Annotated in this window: 20 protein-coding genes; 5 read left to right on the top strand and 15 right to left on the bottom strand. The window is 37.2% G+C overall.

Translation table 11 applies throughout. The features are described 5' to 3' along the window. Positions 1-229: 229 nt before the first annotated feature. The 7 genes from CVT18_RS03340 to CVT18_RS03305 all read right to left on the bottom strand — a co-directional run bounded on the left by CVT18_RS03340 (position 230) and on the right by CVT18_RS03305 (position 10486). A complete protein-coding gene (locus tag CVT18_RS03340) occupies positions 230-1546 on the bottom strand; it encodes a flippase (RefSeq protein ID WP_234410264.1) in 1317 nt (438 codons plus the stop codon). Further along, on the bottom strand, positions 1536-2591 hold the full coding sequence (locus tag CVT18_RS03335; protein ID WP_103628562.1) for a GDP-L-fucose synthase family protein: 1056 nt from the start codon (positions 2589-2591) through the stop codon (positions 1536-1538). Before CVT18_RS03335 ends, CVT18_RS03340 begins: the two co-directional genes overlap by 11 nt. A gap of 3 nt (positions 2592-2594) precedes the next feature. Then, positions 2595-3737 carry a GDP-mannose 4,6-dehydratase gene (gene gmd, locus CVT18_RS03330; RefSeq protein ID WP_103628561.1) on the bottom strand — a complete coding sequence of 381 codons (1143 nt, stop codon included), beginning with the start codon at positions 3735-3737 and terminating at the stop codon, positions 2595-2597. A gap of 3 nt (positions 3738-3740) precedes the next feature. After that, a complete protein-coding gene (locus CVT18_RS03325) occupies positions 3741-5111 on the bottom strand; it encodes a mannose-1-phosphate guanylyltransferase/mannose-6-phosphate isomerase (protein ID WP_107824235.1) in 1371 nt (456 codons plus the stop codon). 111 nt (positions 5112-5222) lie between these two features. Further along, positions 5223-6110 carry a DNA-binding protein gene (locus CVT18_RS03320; protein WP_103628559.1) on the bottom strand — a complete coding sequence of 296 codons (888 nt, stop codon included), beginning with the start codon at positions 6108-6110 and terminating at the stop codon, positions 5223-5225. Between the two features lie 66 nt (positions 6111-6176). Continuing rightward, complete coding sequence (gene metE / locus CVT18_RS03315) at positions 6177-8450, bottom strand: 5-methyltetrahydropteroyltriglutamate--homocysteine S-methyltransferase (RefSeq protein ID WP_107824234.1); 2274 nt, start codon at positions 8448-8450, stop codon at positions 6177-6179. Between the two features lie 539 nt (positions 8451-8989). Further along, positions 8990-10486 carry a C69 family dipeptidase gene (locus tag CVT18_RS03305; RefSeq protein ID WP_103628557.1) on the bottom strand — a complete coding sequence of 499 codons (1497 nt, stop codon included), beginning with the start codon at positions 10484-10486 and terminating at the stop codon, positions 8990-8992. A gap of 202 nt (positions 10487-10688) precedes the next feature. Between CVT18_RS03305 and rpmI the strand changes: the two genes are divergently transcribed. Then, positions 10689-10880, top strand: a complete 192-nt coding sequence (rpmI, locus tag CVT18_RS03300; RefSeq protein ID WP_054195943.1) for a 50S ribosomal protein L35 — start codon at positions 10689-10691, stop codon at positions 10878-10880. 100 nt (positions 10881-10980) lie between these two features. After that, a complete protein-coding gene (rplT, locus tag CVT18_RS03295; protein ID WP_009295119.1) occupies positions 10981-11337 on the top strand; it encodes a 50S ribosomal protein L20 in 357 nt (118 codons plus the stop codon). A 236-nt stretch (positions 11338-11573) separates the two neighbouring features. Here the strand turns inward: rplT and dapF are convergent, their stop codons facing one another. Both dapF and coaE read right to left on the bottom strand, forming a co-directional pair. Beyond that, a complete protein-coding gene (gene dapF / locus CVT18_RS03290; protein ID WP_103628556.1) occupies positions 11574-12317 on the bottom strand; it encodes a diaminopimelate epimerase in 744 nt (247 codons plus the stop codon). A gap of 47 nt (positions 12318-12364) precedes the next feature. Then, positions 12365-12961 (bottom strand): dephospho-CoA kinase, encoded by a 597-nt coding sequence (coaE, locus tag CVT18_RS03285; protein ID WP_103628555.1) that lies wholly within the window; start codon positions 12959-12961, stop codon positions 12365-12367. A gap of 80 nt (positions 12962-13041) precedes the next feature. Here coaE and purM point away from each other — a divergent pair, with 80 nt between their 5' ends. From purM to CVT18_RS03270, 3 genes are read left to right on the top strand one after another with little or no spacing between them, the layout of a single operon-like run. Continuing rightward, on the top strand, positions 13042-14025 hold the full coding sequence (gene purM, locus CVT18_RS03280; RefSeq protein ID WP_103628554.1) for a phosphoribosylformylglycinamidine cyclo-ligase: 984 nt from the start codon (positions 13042-13044) through the stop codon (positions 14023-14025). Beyond that, a complete protein-coding gene (locus CVT18_RS03275; RefSeq protein ID WP_103628553.1) occupies positions 14025-14282 on the top strand; it encodes a hypothetical protein in 258 nt (85 codons plus the stop codon). The genes purM and CVT18_RS03275 overlap by 1 nt, the downstream gene beginning before the upstream one ends. 1 nt (position 14283) lies before the next feature. Continuing rightward, a complete protein-coding gene (locus CVT18_RS03270; protein ID WP_103628552.1) occupies positions 14284-14706 on the top strand; it encodes an RDD family protein in 423 nt (140 codons plus the stop codon). Positions 14707-14710: 4 nt separating this feature from the next. Here CVT18_RS03270 and CVT18_RS03265 read toward each other — a convergent pair whose 3' ends face one another. The 6 genes from CVT18_RS03265 to CVT18_RS03240 form a co-directional block, all read right to left on the bottom strand. Then, on the bottom strand, positions 14711-15445 hold the full coding sequence (locus CVT18_RS03265; RefSeq protein ID WP_084041757.1) for a hydroxymethylpyrimidine/phosphomethylpyrimidine kinase: 735 nt from the start codon (positions 15443-15445) through the stop codon (positions 14711-14713). A gap of 92 nt (positions 15446-15537) precedes the next feature. After that, positions 15538-16110 (bottom strand): hypothetical protein, encoded by a 573-nt coding sequence (locus CVT18_RS03260; protein WP_103628551.1) that lies wholly within the window; start codon positions 16108-16110, stop codon positions 15538-15540. 93 nt (positions 16111-16203) lie between these two features. Further along, entirely contained in the window at positions 16204-16884 is a 681-nt protein-coding gene (locus CVT18_RS03255; protein ID WP_084109786.1) for a response regulator transcription factor, read from the bottom strand. Position 16885: 1 nt separating this feature from the next. Further along, positions 16886-18535: a sensor histidine kinase gene (locus CVT18_RS03250; protein ID WP_107824233.1), complete on the bottom strand. Its 1650-nt coding sequence runs from the start codon at positions 18533-18535 to the stop codon at positions 16886-16888. 45 nt (positions 18536-18580) lie between these two features. Then, entirely contained in the window at positions 18581-19201 is a 621-nt protein-coding gene (gene dsbI / locus CVT18_RS03245; RefSeq protein WP_107824232.1) for a protein-disulfide oxidoreductase DsbI, read from the bottom strand. A gap of 8 nt (positions 19202-19209) precedes the next feature. After that, complete coding sequence (locus CVT18_RS03240) at positions 19210-19866, bottom strand: thiol:disulfide interchange protein DsbA/DsbL (protein WP_107824231.1); 657 nt, start codon at positions 19864-19866, stop codon at positions 19210-19212. Between the last annotated feature and the right edge of the window lie 44 nt (positions 19867-19910).

The following is a 19910-nucleotide window of genomic DNA, read 5'->3' as shown; positions in this document are numbered from 1 at the left end:
ACCTACACCAATCGTGTTCATTATCCACTCTTTATTTTAATATTTAAATTAAATATTTAACTTTATTAAAAATAAATACAAAATATCAAACTCAACCCAATTTAGATCTTTTGTATAAAAAATTTTTACAAACTATAAACCTTATTTACTATTTATAAAAAACTATATCCATTGCTTTTGACTATATTAATATCAAAAATTCATAATACATTATCCTTGTGAAAAGCTTCTATATAAATCTTATGCTAAAAAAAGAATATAGACTCTTAATTTTTATAATTAGTATATCTTTTGTCTCTTTAAGAAAAAAAATATCTGACACAAAGACAACAAAAAATTCAGCAACCAATAAGCTTATAGCTCCACCTTTCAATCCGTAATGCGGTAATAAAATGATACTAAAACAATATAATACTACTAGCCCAAGTATTGCCCTAAATAAATATATCTTTCCTAGATTATAAATAATAAATATTCTACCACTCAAATATCCAATAAACGAAAATACACAAGAAAATGACAGAATCTGTAAAATTTCAATTGCTATATAATACCCGTCTCCATAAAGCATAATTATGATCTCTTTTGCAAAAAAGCAAATAAATATAGAATACAGAAACGCGAGTAATACTAATAAATTTGATAGAGATTGCAACCTGTTGATATAACTTAGTGAATATTTTTTTAAATTAACAATTGTTGGGAATAATGAACCAACTATAATTATAGGAATAAAATCAACCAAAGTACAAATCCTATACGCTACAGAATAATATCCCAATTGCTCATTACCTAAAAAATTAGCTATTAGTATTTGATTTAAGTTAGAATAAGACATTATCACCAAAATAGTAATCGCCATAGGCCAAGAGTCTTTTAGTAAAATAATTGCAACTACTTTACTAAATTTTATTTTTTTTATCTCTAATGTTGAATATTTCAAGAAAAAATAAATAAATCCTAAAGCCAAAACTATACTATCAAATAGGATAGCCCATGCAAAAGCTACAAGTGGAGCGTTAATTAAAATGAGTGTAATCTTTATTATACTACCTATAAAAAGAGAGATAATATTAGAAAATACTACATATTTTGATAAAACTTTTGATTGAAAATACATATCTACTACATTAAATGATTGAAATATAGTAGCGCTAGCTATGATAAATACTAATAAATTTGTATACCTATCATTTGAAGTAAACTGGGTAGCAATTACCAAAACTAATAGCGTCAAAATAGCACCGATGAGCTTAAGGTAAAAAGCAGTACCTATTAGCTCATTTGTTCTACTTTCATCCTTTACTAGCTCCCTTACTACTATACCATCAAGTCCGAGCGTAGCAATGGCAACAAAAAGCCCTACAAAGCTTTGAGCATATGAAAAAAGTCCAAACCTCTCAGGACCCAAGTATCTAGCCACCCAAATCCCCACAAAAAGCCCAACAAACATACGAAGTATTTTTTCAAAAAAAAGCCATGATGTATTTTTAAAATACTTCATAAAGCCTTGATGATTTTTTAATGATATTATTTTATCTATCATTTATTTTCAAATACCACTCATAAAGTGTTTTTATTCCATCTTCAAGCTCTATTTTATGTTTCCAACCAAGAGAGTGGAGCTTAGATGGGTCTGTTAGTTTTAGTATCGTACCATCGGGCTTGCTATCATTAAAGCATAGCTCACCTTTAAAACCAACTATATTTTTAACTAAATTTGCTAGCTCTTTTATAGAGATATCTTTGCCCGTACCTATATTTACATGAGTATTTCTTATCTCTTTGCTATTTTTATCATAAGTATCTTTAAAATCTCTATTTTCCAATAAAAATACACAAGCATCAGCCATATCTTCTGAGTGCAGAAACTCTCGTCTAGGTTTTCCTGTGCCCCAAATTTCTACTCGCTCTTTTGAAATGCCAAATTTACTAAGACAAGTTATGCCTTCGTTTGTATCTTTTGCTTTTATATCTTTTACCACTTCATCAAATTTTTCTTCGCTTAAAAGTTTTGCTAGGTGTATCTTTCTTATAAGCGCCGGCAAAACATGCGAGGTTTCTAGATCAAAGTTGTCGTTTGGACCATATAAATTTGTAGGCATAACAGATATAAAATTTGTGCCGTACTGTAAATTATAGCTCTCACACATCTTCATGCCAGCTATTTTAGCTATTGCGTATGGCTCATTTGTGTATTCAAGTGGAGATGTCAAAAGCACATCTTCGCTCATTGGCTGTGGGGCATTTTTAGGATATATGCAAGTGCTTCCCAAAAATAATAGTTTTTTTACCTTATGCACATAACTTTGATGGATCACATTATTTTGAATTTGTAAGTTTTCATAGATAAAATCAGCCCTATAAGTGCTATTGGCCACTATTCCACCGACCTTTGCAGCAGCTAGCACCACATACTCAGGCTTTTCTTTTTCAAAAAATTCATAAACAGCTTTTTGATCCATTAGATCAAGCTCGCCATGAGTTCTTGTGATTATATTTTCATAGCCCTTTGATCGTAAATTTTTCACTATAGCAGAGCCTACCAGACCCTTGTGTCCTGCTACATAAATTTTGCTATTCTTATCCATTTCTTACTCGAAATAGCTCATTGTCTCATATCCGCCATCTTTTAGATAGACATCTTTTGTCATGAGCTTTAAGTCCGACTTCATCATATCGTTTACTAGATCTTGAAGGTTAAATTCTCTCTTCCAGCCTAGTTTTTTCTCTGCTTTACTAGGATCTCCAAGCAGTAAGTCAACCTCTGTTGGCCTAAAATATCTTGGATCCACACAAACCACAGTTTGCCCGATACTTAAATGGGACAAATTTAAATTTAACTCTTTTGCTTTTTCAAAATTTAGTGAGTCCACGACTCCTACCTCATCTACGCCAGCCCCTTCAAATCTCAAATTTATACCAGCATAAGCAAATGCAAATTTTACAAAATCTCTAACCGCTGTTGTTTGGCCAGTCGCTATCACCCAGTCTTCTGGCTCTGGGGCTTGCAGTATCATCCACATCATCTTCACATAGTCTTTTGCATGGCCCCAGTCTCTTTTGGCGTCTAAATTTCCAAGATAAAGCTTGTCTTGAAGCCCAAGCGCTATCTTACTAGCTGCTCTTGTGATCTTTCTGGTTACGAATGTCTCGCCTCTAACTGGTGATTCGTGATTAAACAATATGCCATTACAAGCAAAAATGCCATAAGCCTCTCTATAATTAACAGTTATCCAGTACGCATACATCTTTGCGACCGCATAAGGACTTCTTGGATAAAATGGAGTCGTTTCGCTTTGCGGCGTCTCTTGCACTTTTCCGTAAAGCTCAGATGTAGAGGCTTGATAAATTTTAGTCTTTTTCTCAAGCCCTAATATCCTTATAGCTTCAAGCAATCTAAGAGTGCCTGTACCATCAGCATTTGCGACATATTCTGGTGTCTCAAAACTAACATGTACATGGCTCATGGCAGCTAGGTTGTAAATTTCATCTGGCTGCACCTCTTGGATGATCCTTGTCAGATTCATAGAGTCCGTCATGTCGCCATAGTGCAAGAAAAAGTTTCTATTATCAACGTGCGGATCTTGGTAAAGATGATCTATCCTGTCTGTATTAAAAAGACTCGTTCGCCTTTTTATACCATGGACTATATAGCCTTTTTTTAGTAAAAATTCCGCCAGATACGATCCATCTTGACCCGTTATACCAGTTATTAACGCTACTTTTTTATCCATAAATTACCTTTTAAAATCATCATCTAGGCGAATTATATCATCTTCGCCTGTATATTCGCCGACCTGAGCTTCTATTAAAACCACAGGAATTTTTCCTTCATTAGATAGTCTATGAACTTCACCCATTTTTATATAGATAGACTCATTAGGACAAACAAGCCTAGTTATCTCACCGATCGTCACAGTGGCACTTCCTGATAGCACTATCCAATGCTCATTTCTATGAAAATGCTTTTGCAAAGATAGTCTTTTGCCAGGTTTTACCTCTATTATCTTTATCTTATAACCATCTTGATTTTCAAGAACAGTGTAGTTTCCCCATGGTCTATTTGTCGTGACATGGGCATTACAAAGCTCAGAGCTCTCATCTTTTAAAATTTCCACCACATTTTTTACTTTTTGGCTAGACGATTTTTTAGATATTAAAAGAGCATCTTTTGTATCAACTACAGTTAGATCATCGACATCTATTAAGGCTATTTTTTTGCCACTAGATAGGACTAGATTATTGTGAGAATTTATCTGTAAAAGATCACTATTTATTGTATTACCACTGATATCTTTTGGCAGCTGCTCATCCAAACTATCAAAGCTTCCAAGATCACTCCAAGGCGCATCTAAAGCTACCATTTTTACGATATCTGACTTTTCCATCACAGCATAATCTATGCTATTTTGTGGGATATTTTGCATGTCGATAACGTCTATTTTGATATCAATTTCATCTTTTTTTGCGTTATCAAAAGCAAGTTTACACGCTTCAAGTATCTCAGGAGCAAAAATTTTCATCTGATCCAAGAAAACGCCTACCTTAAAGACAAACATACCTGAATTCCAGTAGAAATTTTGATCTTTTAGAAATTTTACCGCCCTTTCATAGTCTGGCTTTTCATAAAAAGCCTTTACATCACCATTATAGCTCTCTATATATCCAAATCCTGTCTCAGGTGACTTTGGCTTTATACCAAAGGTAACCAAGAAATTTTGCTCTGCCAGTTTCTTTGCAGCTTTTACACTTGTGTAATATACTTTAATCTCTTTTATCAAATGATCTGAAGGGGTTACTAAAACAATCTCATTTGGATCAAGTGCAAGGCAAGCTAGCGTGATCGCTGGTGCAGTATTTCTACCAACTGGCTCGAGCAGATATTTAAAATTTGTGATATTTAAATTTTCTATCTGATCCATCGCCAAGTAGTAGTGATCGATATTTGTTATCACGAATGTATTGTCACAAATTTCACTATTTCGTAGTGCAGTTAGCTGAAAAAGTGACCTGTCATCAAATAATTTAATAAATTGTTTTGGCATTAAAGTCCTGCTAATAGGCCATAACCTCGTACCAGAACCACCACATAATAATATATTTGTCATAAATTTTATCTACTTTAAAATGAGCTTAAAAATCTTATATAATTAAAGCCAAAAAAGACTAAGAACTTACTAAAATCATCTAAAATATAAGTTTTGATAGCTTTTAAACTATCAAAACACCTCTCTCATCTTGTGTGTTAGCTCTAGGCTCGCTTCTATCTCAGCTCTTTTTGCCATTACACTTTCAACATTGACACCGACATTTATACCAAGCTTTTTAGCAAATTCATAAAGCTCTGCGAAATTTTCAAGGCAAATTTGCGATGCCGTGGCTAAAAGATCATCACTCCCAAGCATCCTTTTTTCGCTCTTTTCATCAACGCTTATGCCAAGCCACTTTATAAACTCTAGCGTTTTTGGCGTGCCACAAGTAGTAAAAGTCAAAATAATAGGCAAATTTAACCCACTTTTTGCCACGCTTGTTAGTAAATTTTTAGCCAAATTTATATCAAAAACCGCCTGTGAGATGAAAAATTTTGCTCCCATTTTGGCCTTTTGGCTCATCCTTTGCTCTTCATCACCCTTTTTAGCGTGCCTCTCAGCTATGCAAACACCACCCACTACAAGCTCTTTAAACTCATCTCTAGCGATCTCATAAGCACGCTCTAGGCTCATTTTGGGCTCTACTTTACCAGAAGCAACGCCAACAAAAACATTTATATCGCTACTACTTTTGGCTAAATTTGCTCTAAATTCACTCTCATTATATTTATTCGCGACCCTATAAAAGATGCTTGGTGTCTTTAAATTTAGATATTTTGAGTAGTAAATTTCAGGGCTTAATGTATCACTAAATTCAAAAGTTCGCTCGCTTTTTATACGGCTACTTTCATCTTGGATCTCATAAAGCACCAAGCCATCAGCCTGCACATCTGTAATCCTCTTGTCCCATTTTGCAGCGATCTCTTTAAGCTTCACCTCGTCAAATTCAGCCTTTGGAGGCGTTAGGCCATAAAGCACTATGCCACTTTCATTGTTTATGATCTTATCTTTTAACATTTTCTAACTTTTTTTGAAATTTAAACGGAGTTTAGCGCCTAGGCTTACTAGACGCTAAAATTTGTATTATAGACCTCTTACGATCTTGACGGCTTCTACCATGTTTTTAAGGCTTGGCTCGACCTCTTCCCATTTTCTAGTTTTTAGGCCACAATCTGGGTTGATCCAGAGTTGCTCTTTTGGCAAGACTTCAAGTAGAGCTTTGATCTGAGCGACGATCTCCTCAACACTTGGCACACGTGGGCTGTGGATGTCGTAAACGCCAGGTCCGACCTCTTGTTTGTAGCCAACGGCTTTGAAAATTTTAAGTAGTTCGTTGCCGCTTCTTGCAGTTTCGATACTGATAACATCAGCGTCCATTGCTTCAATGGTCTTAATAATATCGTTAAATTCAGAGTAGCACATATGCGTGTGGATCTGAGTTTTCGCCTCAGCCGAGCTTACTGAAAGCTTGAAGCAATCAACCGCAAATTTCTCATAAGCTGGTATATTTTCGGCTCTTAGCGGATAGCCCTCTTTAAATGCTGCCTCATCGACTTGGATCACTCTGATGCCTGCATTTTGAAGGTCTGCGATCTCGTCATAGATACAAAGCGCAAGTTGCTTTGCCACCTCGCTTCTTGGAAGATCGTCACGCACAAAGCTCCAGTTTAGCATAGTCACAGGACCTGTTAGCATGCCCTTCATTACGTGTTTTGTGATGCTTTGAGCGTATTTCATCCACTTAACAGTCATCGGCTCTGGGCGGCTTACGTCACCAAAGAGAAGTGGTGGCTTGACGCAGCGGCTGCCGTAGCTTTGTACCCAGCCATTTTGGCTAAATGCATATCCGCTGATCTGCTCGCCAAAGTACTCAACCATGTCGTTTCTCTCTGGCTCGCCGTGTACTAGCACGTCTAGGCCGATATCTTCTTGAAATTTCACGCAGTGATCGATATATTTTTTGATACCTGCTTCATAAGCAGCTGCGTCGATCTCGCCTTTTTTGAAATTTTGGCGAAGTACGCGAAGATCAACAGTTTGAGGGAAGCTACCTATCGTTGTTGTTGGCAAGATACCATATTTTAGCGTTTCACGTTGAATTTTGATGCGGTCTTCAAATTTCTCATCACGCTCAAATTTACTTAAATTTTTAACGCGCTTTTGGACGCTTTCAGAGTGGATGAGCTTCGAAGTAGCGCGAGTTTTAACTGCATTTTTGTTCTCTTCGTAAATTTTTGCTTCAGCCTCATCAAGTTTCTCGCCGTTTGCTAGTTTTGTGATGATCTTGATCTCATCAAGCTTCTCAACCGCAAAGCTTAGCCAGCTTTTTATCTCTGGGTTTAAATTCTCTTCATATTTTAGAGTGTATGGCACGTGAAGAAGTGAGCATGAAGTGCCGATATAAAAGTCTTTGCCGCCTATTTTTTCTGAAATTTCACGAACAAGTTTTACCTTATCATCAATGTTGCTTTTCCAGATGTTTCTACCATCGATCACACCAGCAAATAGTGTCAAATGGCTATTTTTGATAGTCTCAAGTGCCTCGAAATTTCTCTTGCCATGGATGAAGTCAAGTGCGATGCCGTAAATTTTAGTTTTAGCCACTTCGCTAACTGCTTTAATCGCATGCTCAAAATATGTCGCAAATACGATTTTGATATTGCTAGCAATGCCCGTTAGCTCGTTATAAACCTTAGTTATAAGTGGCAAAAGATCGCTTTCATTTTTGTCAGTTACAAAGATCGGCTCGTCAAACTGCACTAAAATTTCATCATCAAGCTTAGAAATTTGCTCAAGTAGCTTTTTATACTCGCCTACAAGCGCGTCAAGGTGCTTAAATGGGCAGCTGCCGTCAGTCGTCTTTGAAAGGGCCAAAAATGTGATAGGACCGATCAAATTTACCTTGCCTTTTACGCCGTTAGCCTTCGCCTCTTTGTATTCATTTAAAATTTTGTCCGCTTTTAGGCTAAATTTACTCTCGCTGCTAAGCTCTGGCACGATGTAGTGGTAATTTGTGTTAAACCACTTTGTCATCTCCATCGCAACGCCATTTTTATTGCCTCTTGAGCAAGCAAAATATTGCTCTAAGCCGCTTAAATTTGCAAATCTTGGAGGCGTAGCGCCAAAAGCGATGATGTTATCAAGCATTAGGTCGTAAAATGAAAAATCATTAACGCTAATAGCCGAAATGCCAGCGTCTTGTTGATATTTCCAGTGTCTTTGGCGAAGTGTCTTTGCAGTCTCTTGCAAATTTTCTTCACTAAAGCCCTCTTTACCAGCCCAAAAGCCCTCTAACGCGCGCTTTAACTCTCTTTTCTCTCCGATTCTTGGAAAACCTAAAACATAACTTTTTATCATTTTTATCCTTTTTAAATTTCTTTTTTTAATTAAATCTGTACCCTGCACAGCAATCTTGAATATTTTTATGCAGGTACAAGGGGGCTAGAATTACGAAACCGCCCCCTTATCCCTGCGGATCCAAACCCCCAGCACGTTCAATGTTGTTGCGCTGCGCACAAGTCTGGGTCATACCACACGTGGTGGATGACACCCACTTCTTCTTAAGCTAAAGTAAAATTTATAAAAAACCCTGCTAAAAAGATCCTTGCCAAATTTCAAACACTGCTTAGCTTTGCTATTAAAAATGCAGTTACAATGCAACGGACCTGCTAGCAAAAAAGGATTTATTTCAATATAAAAAAATGTGAAATTGTTTAAAAATTTGCGTGTTTTTTGAAAATCGCTGATATGTTTTTTGCCGAGATTAATGAGCTTTATGCATGGGACAAGGCATCAGCGTTTTTCCTTTGAGATAAATTTTGTCCGGCATTATAAACGCTCTTTGCCAAATTTTTGTTTAAAGCTTGGGCGCTACTAAATTTCACGCCCAAAAATTTTTAGTCTTTTTTGCCTTTATTTAGGGATTTTAGCTTAGCGTCCATATCAGCTGTAAGCATCGTAAAGACCTTATTTGTAAGCTCCTGAGTTAGATCCTTAGCCTCTTGCATCATCTTTTTACTAAATTCATTTAGGAGTTTGTCTGCTTTTTTCTTATCTTTTTTATAAAGCTTTACGTACTCATCTTCAAATTTAGCCTGTTTTACCGCCAACTCTTTTTCAAATTTAACATAGGCCTCTTTTACCACTGGCGAATACTTCTCATAGTCAGTCATCACAAGGGTTTGAAGCTTTCTATAAACCCAGTATATTGAAGTATCATCAGCGTCATAAGAGCCATCTGAGTAGCCTTTTATAAAGCCATCAAGCCCCTCGTAATACGGCAAATAAACACTAAGATCGGCCATACCAAGAGCGACGTAAGTTACGCGTCCAATCTCTTTTGGTAGCCATGGGCGTACCTGCATGACGTGAGACTCGTATGTTCTAAAGACGCTTATAGCGCGGTAGACATTTTTCTTATCTTCATCTTTGCTGGCGTAGTTATCAAACGCAGTGCCGTTGTAGTGGGCTCTCATCGCAGCTTTTAGGTCTTCAACACTTAGTTTTTTCTCTGGTTTTAAAAATACTGGAAATTTCTGACCATCTGCGAAGTCTTGTTTTAGGCTTGGGTTAAACATGCTTTGCACCCAGCAAACACGTGGGTAGTTATAAGTCACATCCCTCTCATCGTCCCTTGTATAGGCCTTTGTGAAGTTAAATTCTCCGTCTTTTGCAGGGTCATAAGTCTTGTTATCGATCGCAAATTTGATCACATCTTTTGCTCCCATAAAATTTGGATCGTTCTCTTTATAGTTTTGAAGGCGGCCTTGATTTGCAGTAACAAAATACTCATCTGGAGCGATCTTTGTAGCGATCCATTTGTGGCCTGTGCCAGTTTCAAAGTACCAAAGCTCGTTTGCGTCGATAAATACCACGCCAAAGCCCTCGCCAGCGCCCTTAGTCTCGACTATCTCACCAAGAAGCTTAACGCCCTCTTTTGCACTCTTCATACGTGGCAAAAGTACGTCCGGGATGTCATCTTCGGTGATGCCACTCTCTTCGTTATATGGGTCGATCTTTAAAAGCTCGTCTTTTGCGTATATGGTCTCAGTGCCGCTTAGTCCAACGCCAGCTTCATTGTAGCCGACCGCTCCGTGAAGTTTTGTGTGAGAGTTTGCGATGGTTGTGTATCTCATACCATCTTTTGGAAGCGGATATGTAAAGTCATTTGCGCCATCATGTGCCTTTGAGCTGTGCATGCCAGTTTGATTTTTTGTGGCCGGATGGATCAAAAAGACTTGTGCCTTCACAGCCTTACTATCTGCACTCCTGGCAACCAGCATGGAGCCGTCGTTTGAAGCTTTATCTCCTACTAAAATGGTAGTGCATGCCAAGCTACTTGTGCCTAAAATCGCACTCATAGCAACAATTGATGCAAGAATTTTCCCTTTCATTCTTTACTCCTTTAGTGAAATAAAATTTCTTTATGTGATTATATGCAATTTTTAATAATTTAATTATAAATTTTAAAATTTTTTTAAGTTTAATGTAAATTTATTGCAAATTTTGTCTAAGTGAAATTTAAATTTTCTAAAGGTATTTTCGCTATAATCCAAAACTTACGCAATTGCGTATAAAATTTCAAAAAGGATTAGCATGCCAAAGATGAAAACCGTTCGCGGTGCTGCTAAGCGCTTTAAAGTAGGTAAAAATAAGATAAAAAGAGGCTCTGCTTTTAGAAGCCATATCTTAACAAAAAAACCTAGTAAGCGTATGAGAGACCTTCGTGGGCCACACTATGTGGATAGCACAAATGTCTCAGCTGTTCGCAAAATGCTCGGCGTATAAAGCAGCTTAGATTTAAGTTTTTGACAAAAAAGTCATTCAAACTCCCCCAAATTTAGGGGCAAGACTCACTTCGTGAGCGCCAATTTGTAAAAGGATAAATATGGCAAGAGTAAAAACAGGCGTAGTTAGAAGAAGACGCCATAAGAAAGTTTTAAAGCTAGCACGTGGCTTTTTTAGTGCTAGACATAAACACTTTAGAAAAGCTAAAGAGCAACTAGAGAGAAGTTTAGTTTACGCATACCGCGACAGACGCCAGAAAAAACGTGATTTCAGACGTTTATGGATCGTTCGTATCAACGCAGCTTGCAGACTAAACGACATTAGCTATTCAAGATTTATCAACGGCCTAAACAAAGCTAACATAGAACTTGATAGAAAAATTTTAGCTGATCTAGCTATGAATGACGCGAAGGCATTTGCGGCACTTGCAAAACAAGCAAAAGATGCTTTGAAATAACACCTTTTCTCCGCTTCGGCGGAGATTTTCTTTTTTTTAAATTCCTATCAAATTTTTATTAAAATTTATTTTTCGAGTTTTTAACTTAGTTATTTTGTATTCAAATTTTAAATTAATACCACTATAAAATTTTACTTCATCAGCTAGGTACAAATTTAGTAATATAAATTTGAAAAATTTACTTACCATTACTAGCCAAACTAGCCAAGAGTAAGTATAAAACTCGCTCTAAATAGCTAAATTTCGACACTCGTATCAAAACAGTGTTTCACCGCTCCGCTAAATAAAATTTTATCATTTTCTAGCCTAAGTCCAAGCTCCTCGCCGCTTTTTGGATAGACTTTTAGACATTGTGGTGCGTTTAAATTTAAAGTAGCGCTGTAAAAGCAAGCTGCCATACCAGTGCCACAAGCTAGCGTCTCGTCCTCCACACCCCTTTCGTAGGTTCTCACCTTTAAAACTTCGCCATCAAATTTGGCTAAATTTACATTTGCATTGTATTTTTGACGAAGCGCCCTGCACTCTTTGACGTCAAATTCATCTAAATTTTGCGTGAAATTTACAAGATGAGGCACGCCAGTATCGTAAAAGTACCAAGTTTTGCCGTTTTCATTTAGTGGCTCACTTAAAATTTTTGGACTTGTTAGCACAACCTCGACACACTCGTCTTTCACGCTTGCCATCACCTCGCCACTGCCAGTTAGCAGAGCAAATTCGTTTGAACTAACAAGACCATTTAGATAGGCATATCTAGCAGCCGCGCGCGAGCCATTGCCACACATCGCAGCGTAACTTCCATCGCTGTTGTAAAACTCCCATTTCACGCCCTTTTCGTAAGGCAAAAGTACGATGAGCCCATCAGCTCCAACGCTGTTCGTTCGGCTGCAAATTTGCCTTGCTAGCTCGCCTCTATCTTTGCTCAAAAATGTATGAAATATTACAAAATCGTTGCCACTAGCGTTGTACTTTGAAACTTGCATTATTTTTCCTTTAAAATTGCTCTACTTTTTGCCAAATTTATATAAGCTCAGCCATAAATTTGCCATAGAAATTTCTCTAGTTCCTGCTCTAAATTTTCTTTATCACCGCTGTTGTCTATAACAAAATTTGCCTTTTCTCGCTTTTGCTCGATATCCATCTGAAGCTCCACTCTAGCTTTTGTATCCTCTAAACTTAGACCATTTCGGTTCATTAAGCGGCTTAGTAAAAGCTCTTTTGGTGCGTAAATCACGGCAACATTTTTAAACTCAGCGTAGCGATCCTCTTTTTCAAAAAACAAAGGGATATCGACAAAATAAACCTGCCCCAAGCACTCAAGCTTCGTAGCGCGAGATAAAATTTCTTCCTTTATCTTTGGATGTAAAATTTGCTCTAAAATTTTTAACTTTTTTGGCTCACGAAAGACGATCGTGCCAAGCTTTTTACGATCGATTTTACCACTTTCGTCTAAAATTTGCTCTCCAAAAACTTCAACTATCTCACATTTACAAATTTCAAGCTGCTCATGAGCGATCAAGTCAGCATCAATCACGCTAAAACCTCGTTCTTTTAGCAAATTTAAAACAGTGCTTTTGCCACTAGCAATAGAGCCCGTGATGACATAAGCGTTTGGAAATTTCTGCAAACTCGCTCCATTTTTGAAAATTGATAACAATTTTAGCAACTTTTGGCTAAAGTTTTAGAAAATTACAAAAAAGGGCAAAGATGATAAGCTATAAAGATGCTGGAGTGGATATAGATGCTGGAAATAGCTTTGTTGAGGCGATAAAGCCTTTCGTAAAATCTACACAAACACCAAACGTTATAGGTGGCATTGGGTCATTTTCAGGAGCAGTCAGACTACCAAACGGATATAAAAATCCAGCTATTTTGGGAGCGACTGATGGCGTTGGCACGAAGCTTCGCCTAGCTATCGACGCTAAAAAATTTGACGGCGTTGGCGAGGATCTAGTCGCAATGTGCGTAAATGATCTCATCTGCAACTTCGCTACACCACTCTTTTTCCTAGATTACTATGCGACAGCAAAGCTTGAGATAGAGAGTGCCAAAGAGGTGGTAAAAAGCATCGCAAATGGCTGCAAAAAGGCGCAGTGCGCACTGATAGGCGGTGAGACAGCGGAGATGCCATCTATGTATGAAAAAGGTGACTTTGATCTTGCTGGATTTGCCGTTGGTATCGCCGAGTCTGATGAGATCGATAGGAGCAAATTTGTAAAATATGGTGACGTTTTAGTTGCACTTCCAAGTAGTGGCCTGCACTCAAATGGCTTTTCGCTTGCAAGAAAAGTAGTAAGCGAACTTGGGCTAAAATTTGACGAAAAAGTGGGCGATAGAGCGCTCATCGACGTGCTTCTTGAGCCAACAAGAATTTATGTGAGCGACTTTTTAAGTTTAAAAGACAAGATCACAGCAATGGCGCATATAACAGGTGGTGGCATAGTTGAAAACTTGCCTCGCGTATTCCCTGCTGGACTTGGTGCAAAAGTACAAAAAAGCGTTATAAAAACGCCTGAAATTTTTAAAATCATCGCTCAAAAAGTAGAAGATAGCGAGATGATGAGAACCTTTAACATGGGCGTTGGCATGATATTAGTTGTGCCTAAAGAAAACGTTGACGCTGTCCTAGCTAGTAGCGATGGCTACGTGATCGGTGAAGTAGTAAATGGCAAAGGTGTAGAGCTAGTTTAATGCAAGAAAATAGCAAAAAATGCTTGCTAAGGACCGAAAATAAAAGCTTTTTTGATCTTAGCATTTATGAATATATAGGCTGTTTTGGCGTGCTAGAAAGTGATATCAAAAAACTTGATCTCTATAATCACTGGTGCAAGGTCTCACGTGCCTCTACTATGCTCTGCGTCACGCACGATAATGGCAAGAGCGATAACCTAGTCTATCTATACGACTGGGAGAAATTTAGCCGTATCTACATAAACACGGGAAATTGAGTTGGCAAAACAAAAGGCAAAAATCGCACCTGTTTGGGCTAGAGCAAAGGCATTTATCATCGATCTTTTTATCATCGGTATGCCAATATTTTATGCGACAACATATCTTGTGCTCGATGGCAAAGAGGCATTTTTGCATAACCAAATTGCCATTTTTGGTGCAAATAGCTTAATTTCATTTATAATGTGCCTTTTTTTTAGCATAAAAGCACAAACTCCAGGCTACAAAGCACAAGAAATTTATCTGATAAACCTAAAAACCGGTAGAAAACTAAGTTTTTTTCACACCATCTTACGCCAAATTTGCTTTGCCTTTGCTGGCTTTAGTATACTTGGACTTTGCCTTTGTTTTTTTAGAAAAGACAAACTAAATCTGCACGACATCATCACTCACTCAGCTGCCGTGCAAAGATCAGAGGGATAAATTTTTACTTCGCTCCATGCCAAAGTAGGCGATTTTTGCCAAGTTTTGTATCTATGCTCTCTTTTATAATAGAACAAATATACTCTTTTGAAAGTTGTATAGACTCCTCTAGGCTCTTGCCCTTTGCTAAAAAGCAAGCAAGTGCAGTTGAGAAGCTACAACCAGTTCCACTCATTACAAGCGGATTAACAAGTGGGGTCTTAAAATTTCTTAGCGAACCATCTTTTTTATAAAGTGTGTCTATACTGCTATCTTCGCTGATATGTTTCTTTACGATAACATCACAAGGCAAATCTTTATAATCATCACCAAAAAGCACATTTGCCTCATCTAAATTTGGAGTAGTTACCGTAGCTAAGCTCATTAGCTCTTTTAGTTTTGCCACCGCACTATCTTTTATAAGCTTGTGTCCGCTTTTTGAGACGCAAACTGGATCAAGCACTACTTTGGTATTTTGAGCTAGTAAAAACTCACGCACCACTTCCATGATCTCTTCACTAAATAGCATGCCAATTTTTATCGCATCAAAGCTAAATTCTTCCGCAAGCGTATTTAGCTGATCTTTGACAAAACTAGGCTCTAAGCAAACCACGCTTTTTACAGCATCCGTAGTCTCAGCGACCAAAGAAGTTACCGCTGTTGCACTATAACAATTAAGCCTAGCACATGTTTTTATATCTGCTTGAAGTCCAGCTGTGCCACTATTACAAGAGCCTGCGATGATTAGAATTTTTTTCATCGTTTTCCTTTGAAATTTTTGGCTTATTATAGAGGATATTAGATAAATTTGAGTTTTTTAAAACAGAAGAAATTTGAGCAAAAAGCTCAAATTTATGAAAGTTTATTTAAGTCGTTATCGATATCTATATATATCGTAGTTGCGTTAAGATTTGTATGCTCAAAGCTAGGATCTATCATCTGCTTATCGCTCTCTTTATGTTCGTTTATTTTAGCTAAGAGATCATCTTCTCTTAATCCATGCTCATTTGCTAAATTTGGATATATTTCATTAAAACTAATATTTACGCTAGCCTCATCATTTGGCTCTTCTTGCTCTAAATTGGTTGTACTAAGAATATCATCTACTTTTTCATTTATATGATCTAAAATCGATACATAATCATTGCCAAGAAGCGCTTTAAACAATGCGTCAGTATCTATGCTAGACTCACCAACATCATCGCTTACTACGCTACTGTCTAGCCAAAGAGTATCGTATCCGTTTATTGATATATCTTGTCCATCATTTGCAGTGATTGTAATGCTTGAGCTTTCGCTCTCGCCCTTTATAGCCTCTCCGATATATACTTTATCATTTACGTCTAAAACTCTTACATGATCATTTTGGTCTATCGCTATAACATCAGATGAAACGCTTTTAACTATACCAGCTACTGCTGCCATCTTCTTTATTCCTTATTTTTATTTGTCGGTATTTTAGTATATTTAATTACTTTTGTATATTGTACTATGGTACAAGGTGGCGATAATTCTAAATCATTCAGATTTTGTGATTAAAATATATCCACTCTCGCTGATGTTTTTAAATTTTACACCAAGCTCGCGTTTTAGGCGAAGTATCACATTTTGGATAGCCGCCTTGCTAACATCGCTCTCATAGACAAATTCTTCTATCATCTCATAAGTAACTAGCTTATTTAGGTTATAAGCAAAGAGCCAAAATATCTTATTTTGCAAAAAGCTAAGATAAATTTCAATGCCGTTTTTATAAATTTTCTCTCTTTTTAAATTTATACTCACCTCATCACTTAAATAAACTAGCTTTTCATCTCGTTCAAAACTTAAACTAATAAGCATTGATCTAAGATCCTTCATATCAATAGGCTTTTTTAAAAAAAGCATCGCCCCTTCCTCCATGCTTTTTATCAAATTTTCATCGCTATCATAAGAGGTAAAGACGATAAATTTTTGGTGTGGCTTTGTGCGCTTCATCTCATTCATCATCTCAAAGCCATTAAGCACTGGCATATGAATATCGCTCATCACGATATCAAAACCTTGCTTTTTAAATTTCTCCACGCCATCTTGTCCATTGCAAGCACCAATTACCTGCTCGCAATAAGGTTTAAGCCCGCTAATAATAAGCTCTCTTGCCATATCATCATCTTCAACTACCAAGACGGACGTCTTTTTTAAAATTTCTAAGACTTCTTGCATTTTAGTCCTTTAAATTTATATCAAAACTTAGCTCAAATACCGTTGGTTTTGCGTTATTTACGAGTCTTACGTCACCATTTAGCTTTTCTTGCGCTAGCTTTTTAGCAAAATAAAGCCCTATGCCATTTCCTTGCTTTTTGGTGGTATTTAGCCAAGTAAAAATTTTCTCGCTCATTTGCTCGCTTACGCCATTCCCATTGTCATAAACTCCGATGTAGCACTTATCTTCAAAGCTTCTAAATTTTATCTCAATGATACGTTTTAGTGGCTCATTTTTGTAGCTTTCGACAAGTGAGTCTTTTGCGTTATGTATTAGGATTAGTAAAATTTGTTGGATTATATTTTCTATCTGACGAACTTTTTGTTCGTTAAAGCCACTAAATTTTACACTAACATTTGCACGGCTTAGCTCTGTGTGCATGAGAGTTATTAGGTTTTTAACGCTTGTTTGCACCTCAAATTCGCTCACATTTTCAGCGCTTTTGTAAAAATTCCTAAAAATTTCAATAGTACTTGAAAGAAGTTTGACTGAGCTTTGTCCTTTTTCAAGTAAATTTATTAGCTCCTCATCGCTTAATTTACCTTCTTTTTTTAACATTATGCACGAGCTTAGCATTAGTTTTAGCGAATTTACAGGCTGAATGAATTGATGATTGATACCACTTATTAGCTCGCCAGCCTCACTCATTTTGGCTCTATGAGTCAGCAATGTTTCATACTCATCTTGTATCTTTTTTATCTTGTTATACATAAAATTATGAAGGATGTTTGCCAAAAATGTGAGCGCAACGAAGGCAAAGAGTAAGCTTAGAGCATTTTTTAAAGCTTCTTTTGTTAAAGCTGAAATTTCCTCTTCGTTATTTGTGCCAGCTCCTATGAACCAATTTATCGTTGGTATCTCAGCTACTTGGATTAAATTTTGTCCTATTTTTAAGCTTGTAATGTCTTCGTCTTTTAAAAACAACTCTTTAAATTTCTCCTCGATCTCTTTTTTTAAAGCAAGATCAGGTATCGATGTTAAAATTTCACCACTATGAGTCACTAAAAATGAGTAAGAATTTGGCGCAAGGCTAAAATTTTTAATGCTGTTAAAGATATTTTCTATACGCACGACGCCACAAAGTGCTGCTTTAAATTTCGCTTGTTTTGTGACTGGAACGCATAAATTTAGAGTTGAGCCTTTTAAAATTTTATGTTTTTGCATGAAATTTACACTTGGAGCATTTGTATTTTTTGTCTCCACATACCAGATAAGCCCTGCTCTTTCACTCTTTGGCATAACTTCTTCTAAAATTTTTTCTCCATCTACAAAAATTTCTCCATCATCCCTTAAAAGCTGCATTAGATCAAATTCTTTCGCGTTTTGTTTAAAGAGCTTTATAAAGCCAGCTATCTTTTCATCGTCATCTACGATGTCTGCATTTTGTATAAATTTTGACGCACGAACGAGTGAATTTATACGCTCATCAAGCCAAATTTGAAAGTTATTTACGATATTTTTGCTAACTGCTATGTTATTTTTATCAGATAGCTCTATGATTTTCTCTTTTGCATTGCTGTAAATATTTAGCCCAAGAAGTATTACAAAAAGGCTAGCAAGCAAGATGATGGCGTAGATTTTAATATTTTGTGATTTTAAATTAATACCCATGCGTGCAGTATATCCTAAGTTAGCCCAAATTTGGGCTAACTAAATTCATTTTAAAAAGGATAAAAGCTTTGAAACGAGCATAAGCGCAAGTACTACAAAACAAACACTAAACCCAAGCAGCGTGCAATCAGCCATCGACATAAATTTAGATGATGGCACAAGATACCAGCCGTCCGCATAAAGATCAACTATGCTCTTTTGTAGATCGCTTAGCACCGCGCCATCAGGCACCATAGGGCTGTCATATCCGCAGTCGCCTGTTGGCATAAACCAGTCAGGCGCCCACTTCTCAAGCGGCAAGCCAAATGGATAGTGTGGCTCAGTAGAGCAGCCCTGCACACCAAAAGGATCATCGCCATGCACAGCATCGTGGATTTTGGCTAGCTTTACGCTATACATTATGCCCTGTACCGCTCCCCAAAAGGCAAAGACGTAGCCAATTAGAGCAAATAGTAAATTTTTAGGATTTATCATAGCGATCACACCGCCAAGCGCCATGCATAAAAATGCAAAACGTATATAGACGCACTGCTCGCAAGGAGGCATATAGGCGTAGTTTTGAAAGAGCGAGTGCGCGATAACGACAAGTGCAACGCTTACAAAGACTAAGGTCGCCCAAGAGATACGTGAGTCTTGAAATTTAGCCATTTTTTTAAAAAAGCTCATGTGACACCTTATTTTTTAAGAAGCTCTTCGATGAGTGCTGCCATGCCATCAAGCGAGCTGATTGATTTTGTCATGATGAGATATTTGCCATTTACGACAAATGCTGGCACGCCTTGAATTTTAGCCACATCATAGCTCTCATCCCACTTTTTAAGTAGCTCAGTCACTTTTGGATTAGCTAGCTCTTTTTCATAATCAGCCTTGCTAACGCCAGCTGCCTCAAGACCAGTCTTTAAAAAACCCTCAGCGTCTTTGCCATCGCCCCAGCGCTCTTTTTTGTCGTGATAAGCTTTGTAGTAGGCAAATTTAGCCTTTTTAAATAGCGAATTTTCATCAAATAAACTAACACCCTTTGCCTCGTCCATAGTGATAAGCACGGCAAAAACCTTGCTCGCAACCTCGCCGTAATCACCCTTTGTCTTTAGGTGAAATGGCTCGTATTTTAGGCCAGGAATTTTCTCAACTACCTTTGGAGTGACGCTCTTGTCGTATTTATAGCAAAATGGGCAAGCGTAGCTAAAAATTTTAACTAGCGTATTTTGTCCCACACTTAGTGGCTTTTCAAGCTTGACGTAGTCCTCACCCTCGCTAAATGCACTAGCACTAATCGCACCAGCAACTGCAACGGCAAAGATAGCCTTACTAAATTTAGATAGAAAACTCATAATAATCTCCTTTAGATGATTTATTTTGAGTTATTCTACAACCA

It is taken from the genome of Campylobacter concisus (assembly GCF_003048405.1).
In the GTDB taxonomy this organism is placed as follows: domain Bacteria; phylum Campylobacterota; class Campylobacteria; order Campylobacterales; family Campylobacteraceae; genus Campylobacter_A; species Campylobacter_A concisus_Q.
Note: the sequence above shows the minus strand (reverse complement) of the source record. Positions and strands in the feature narration are given on the sequence as shown.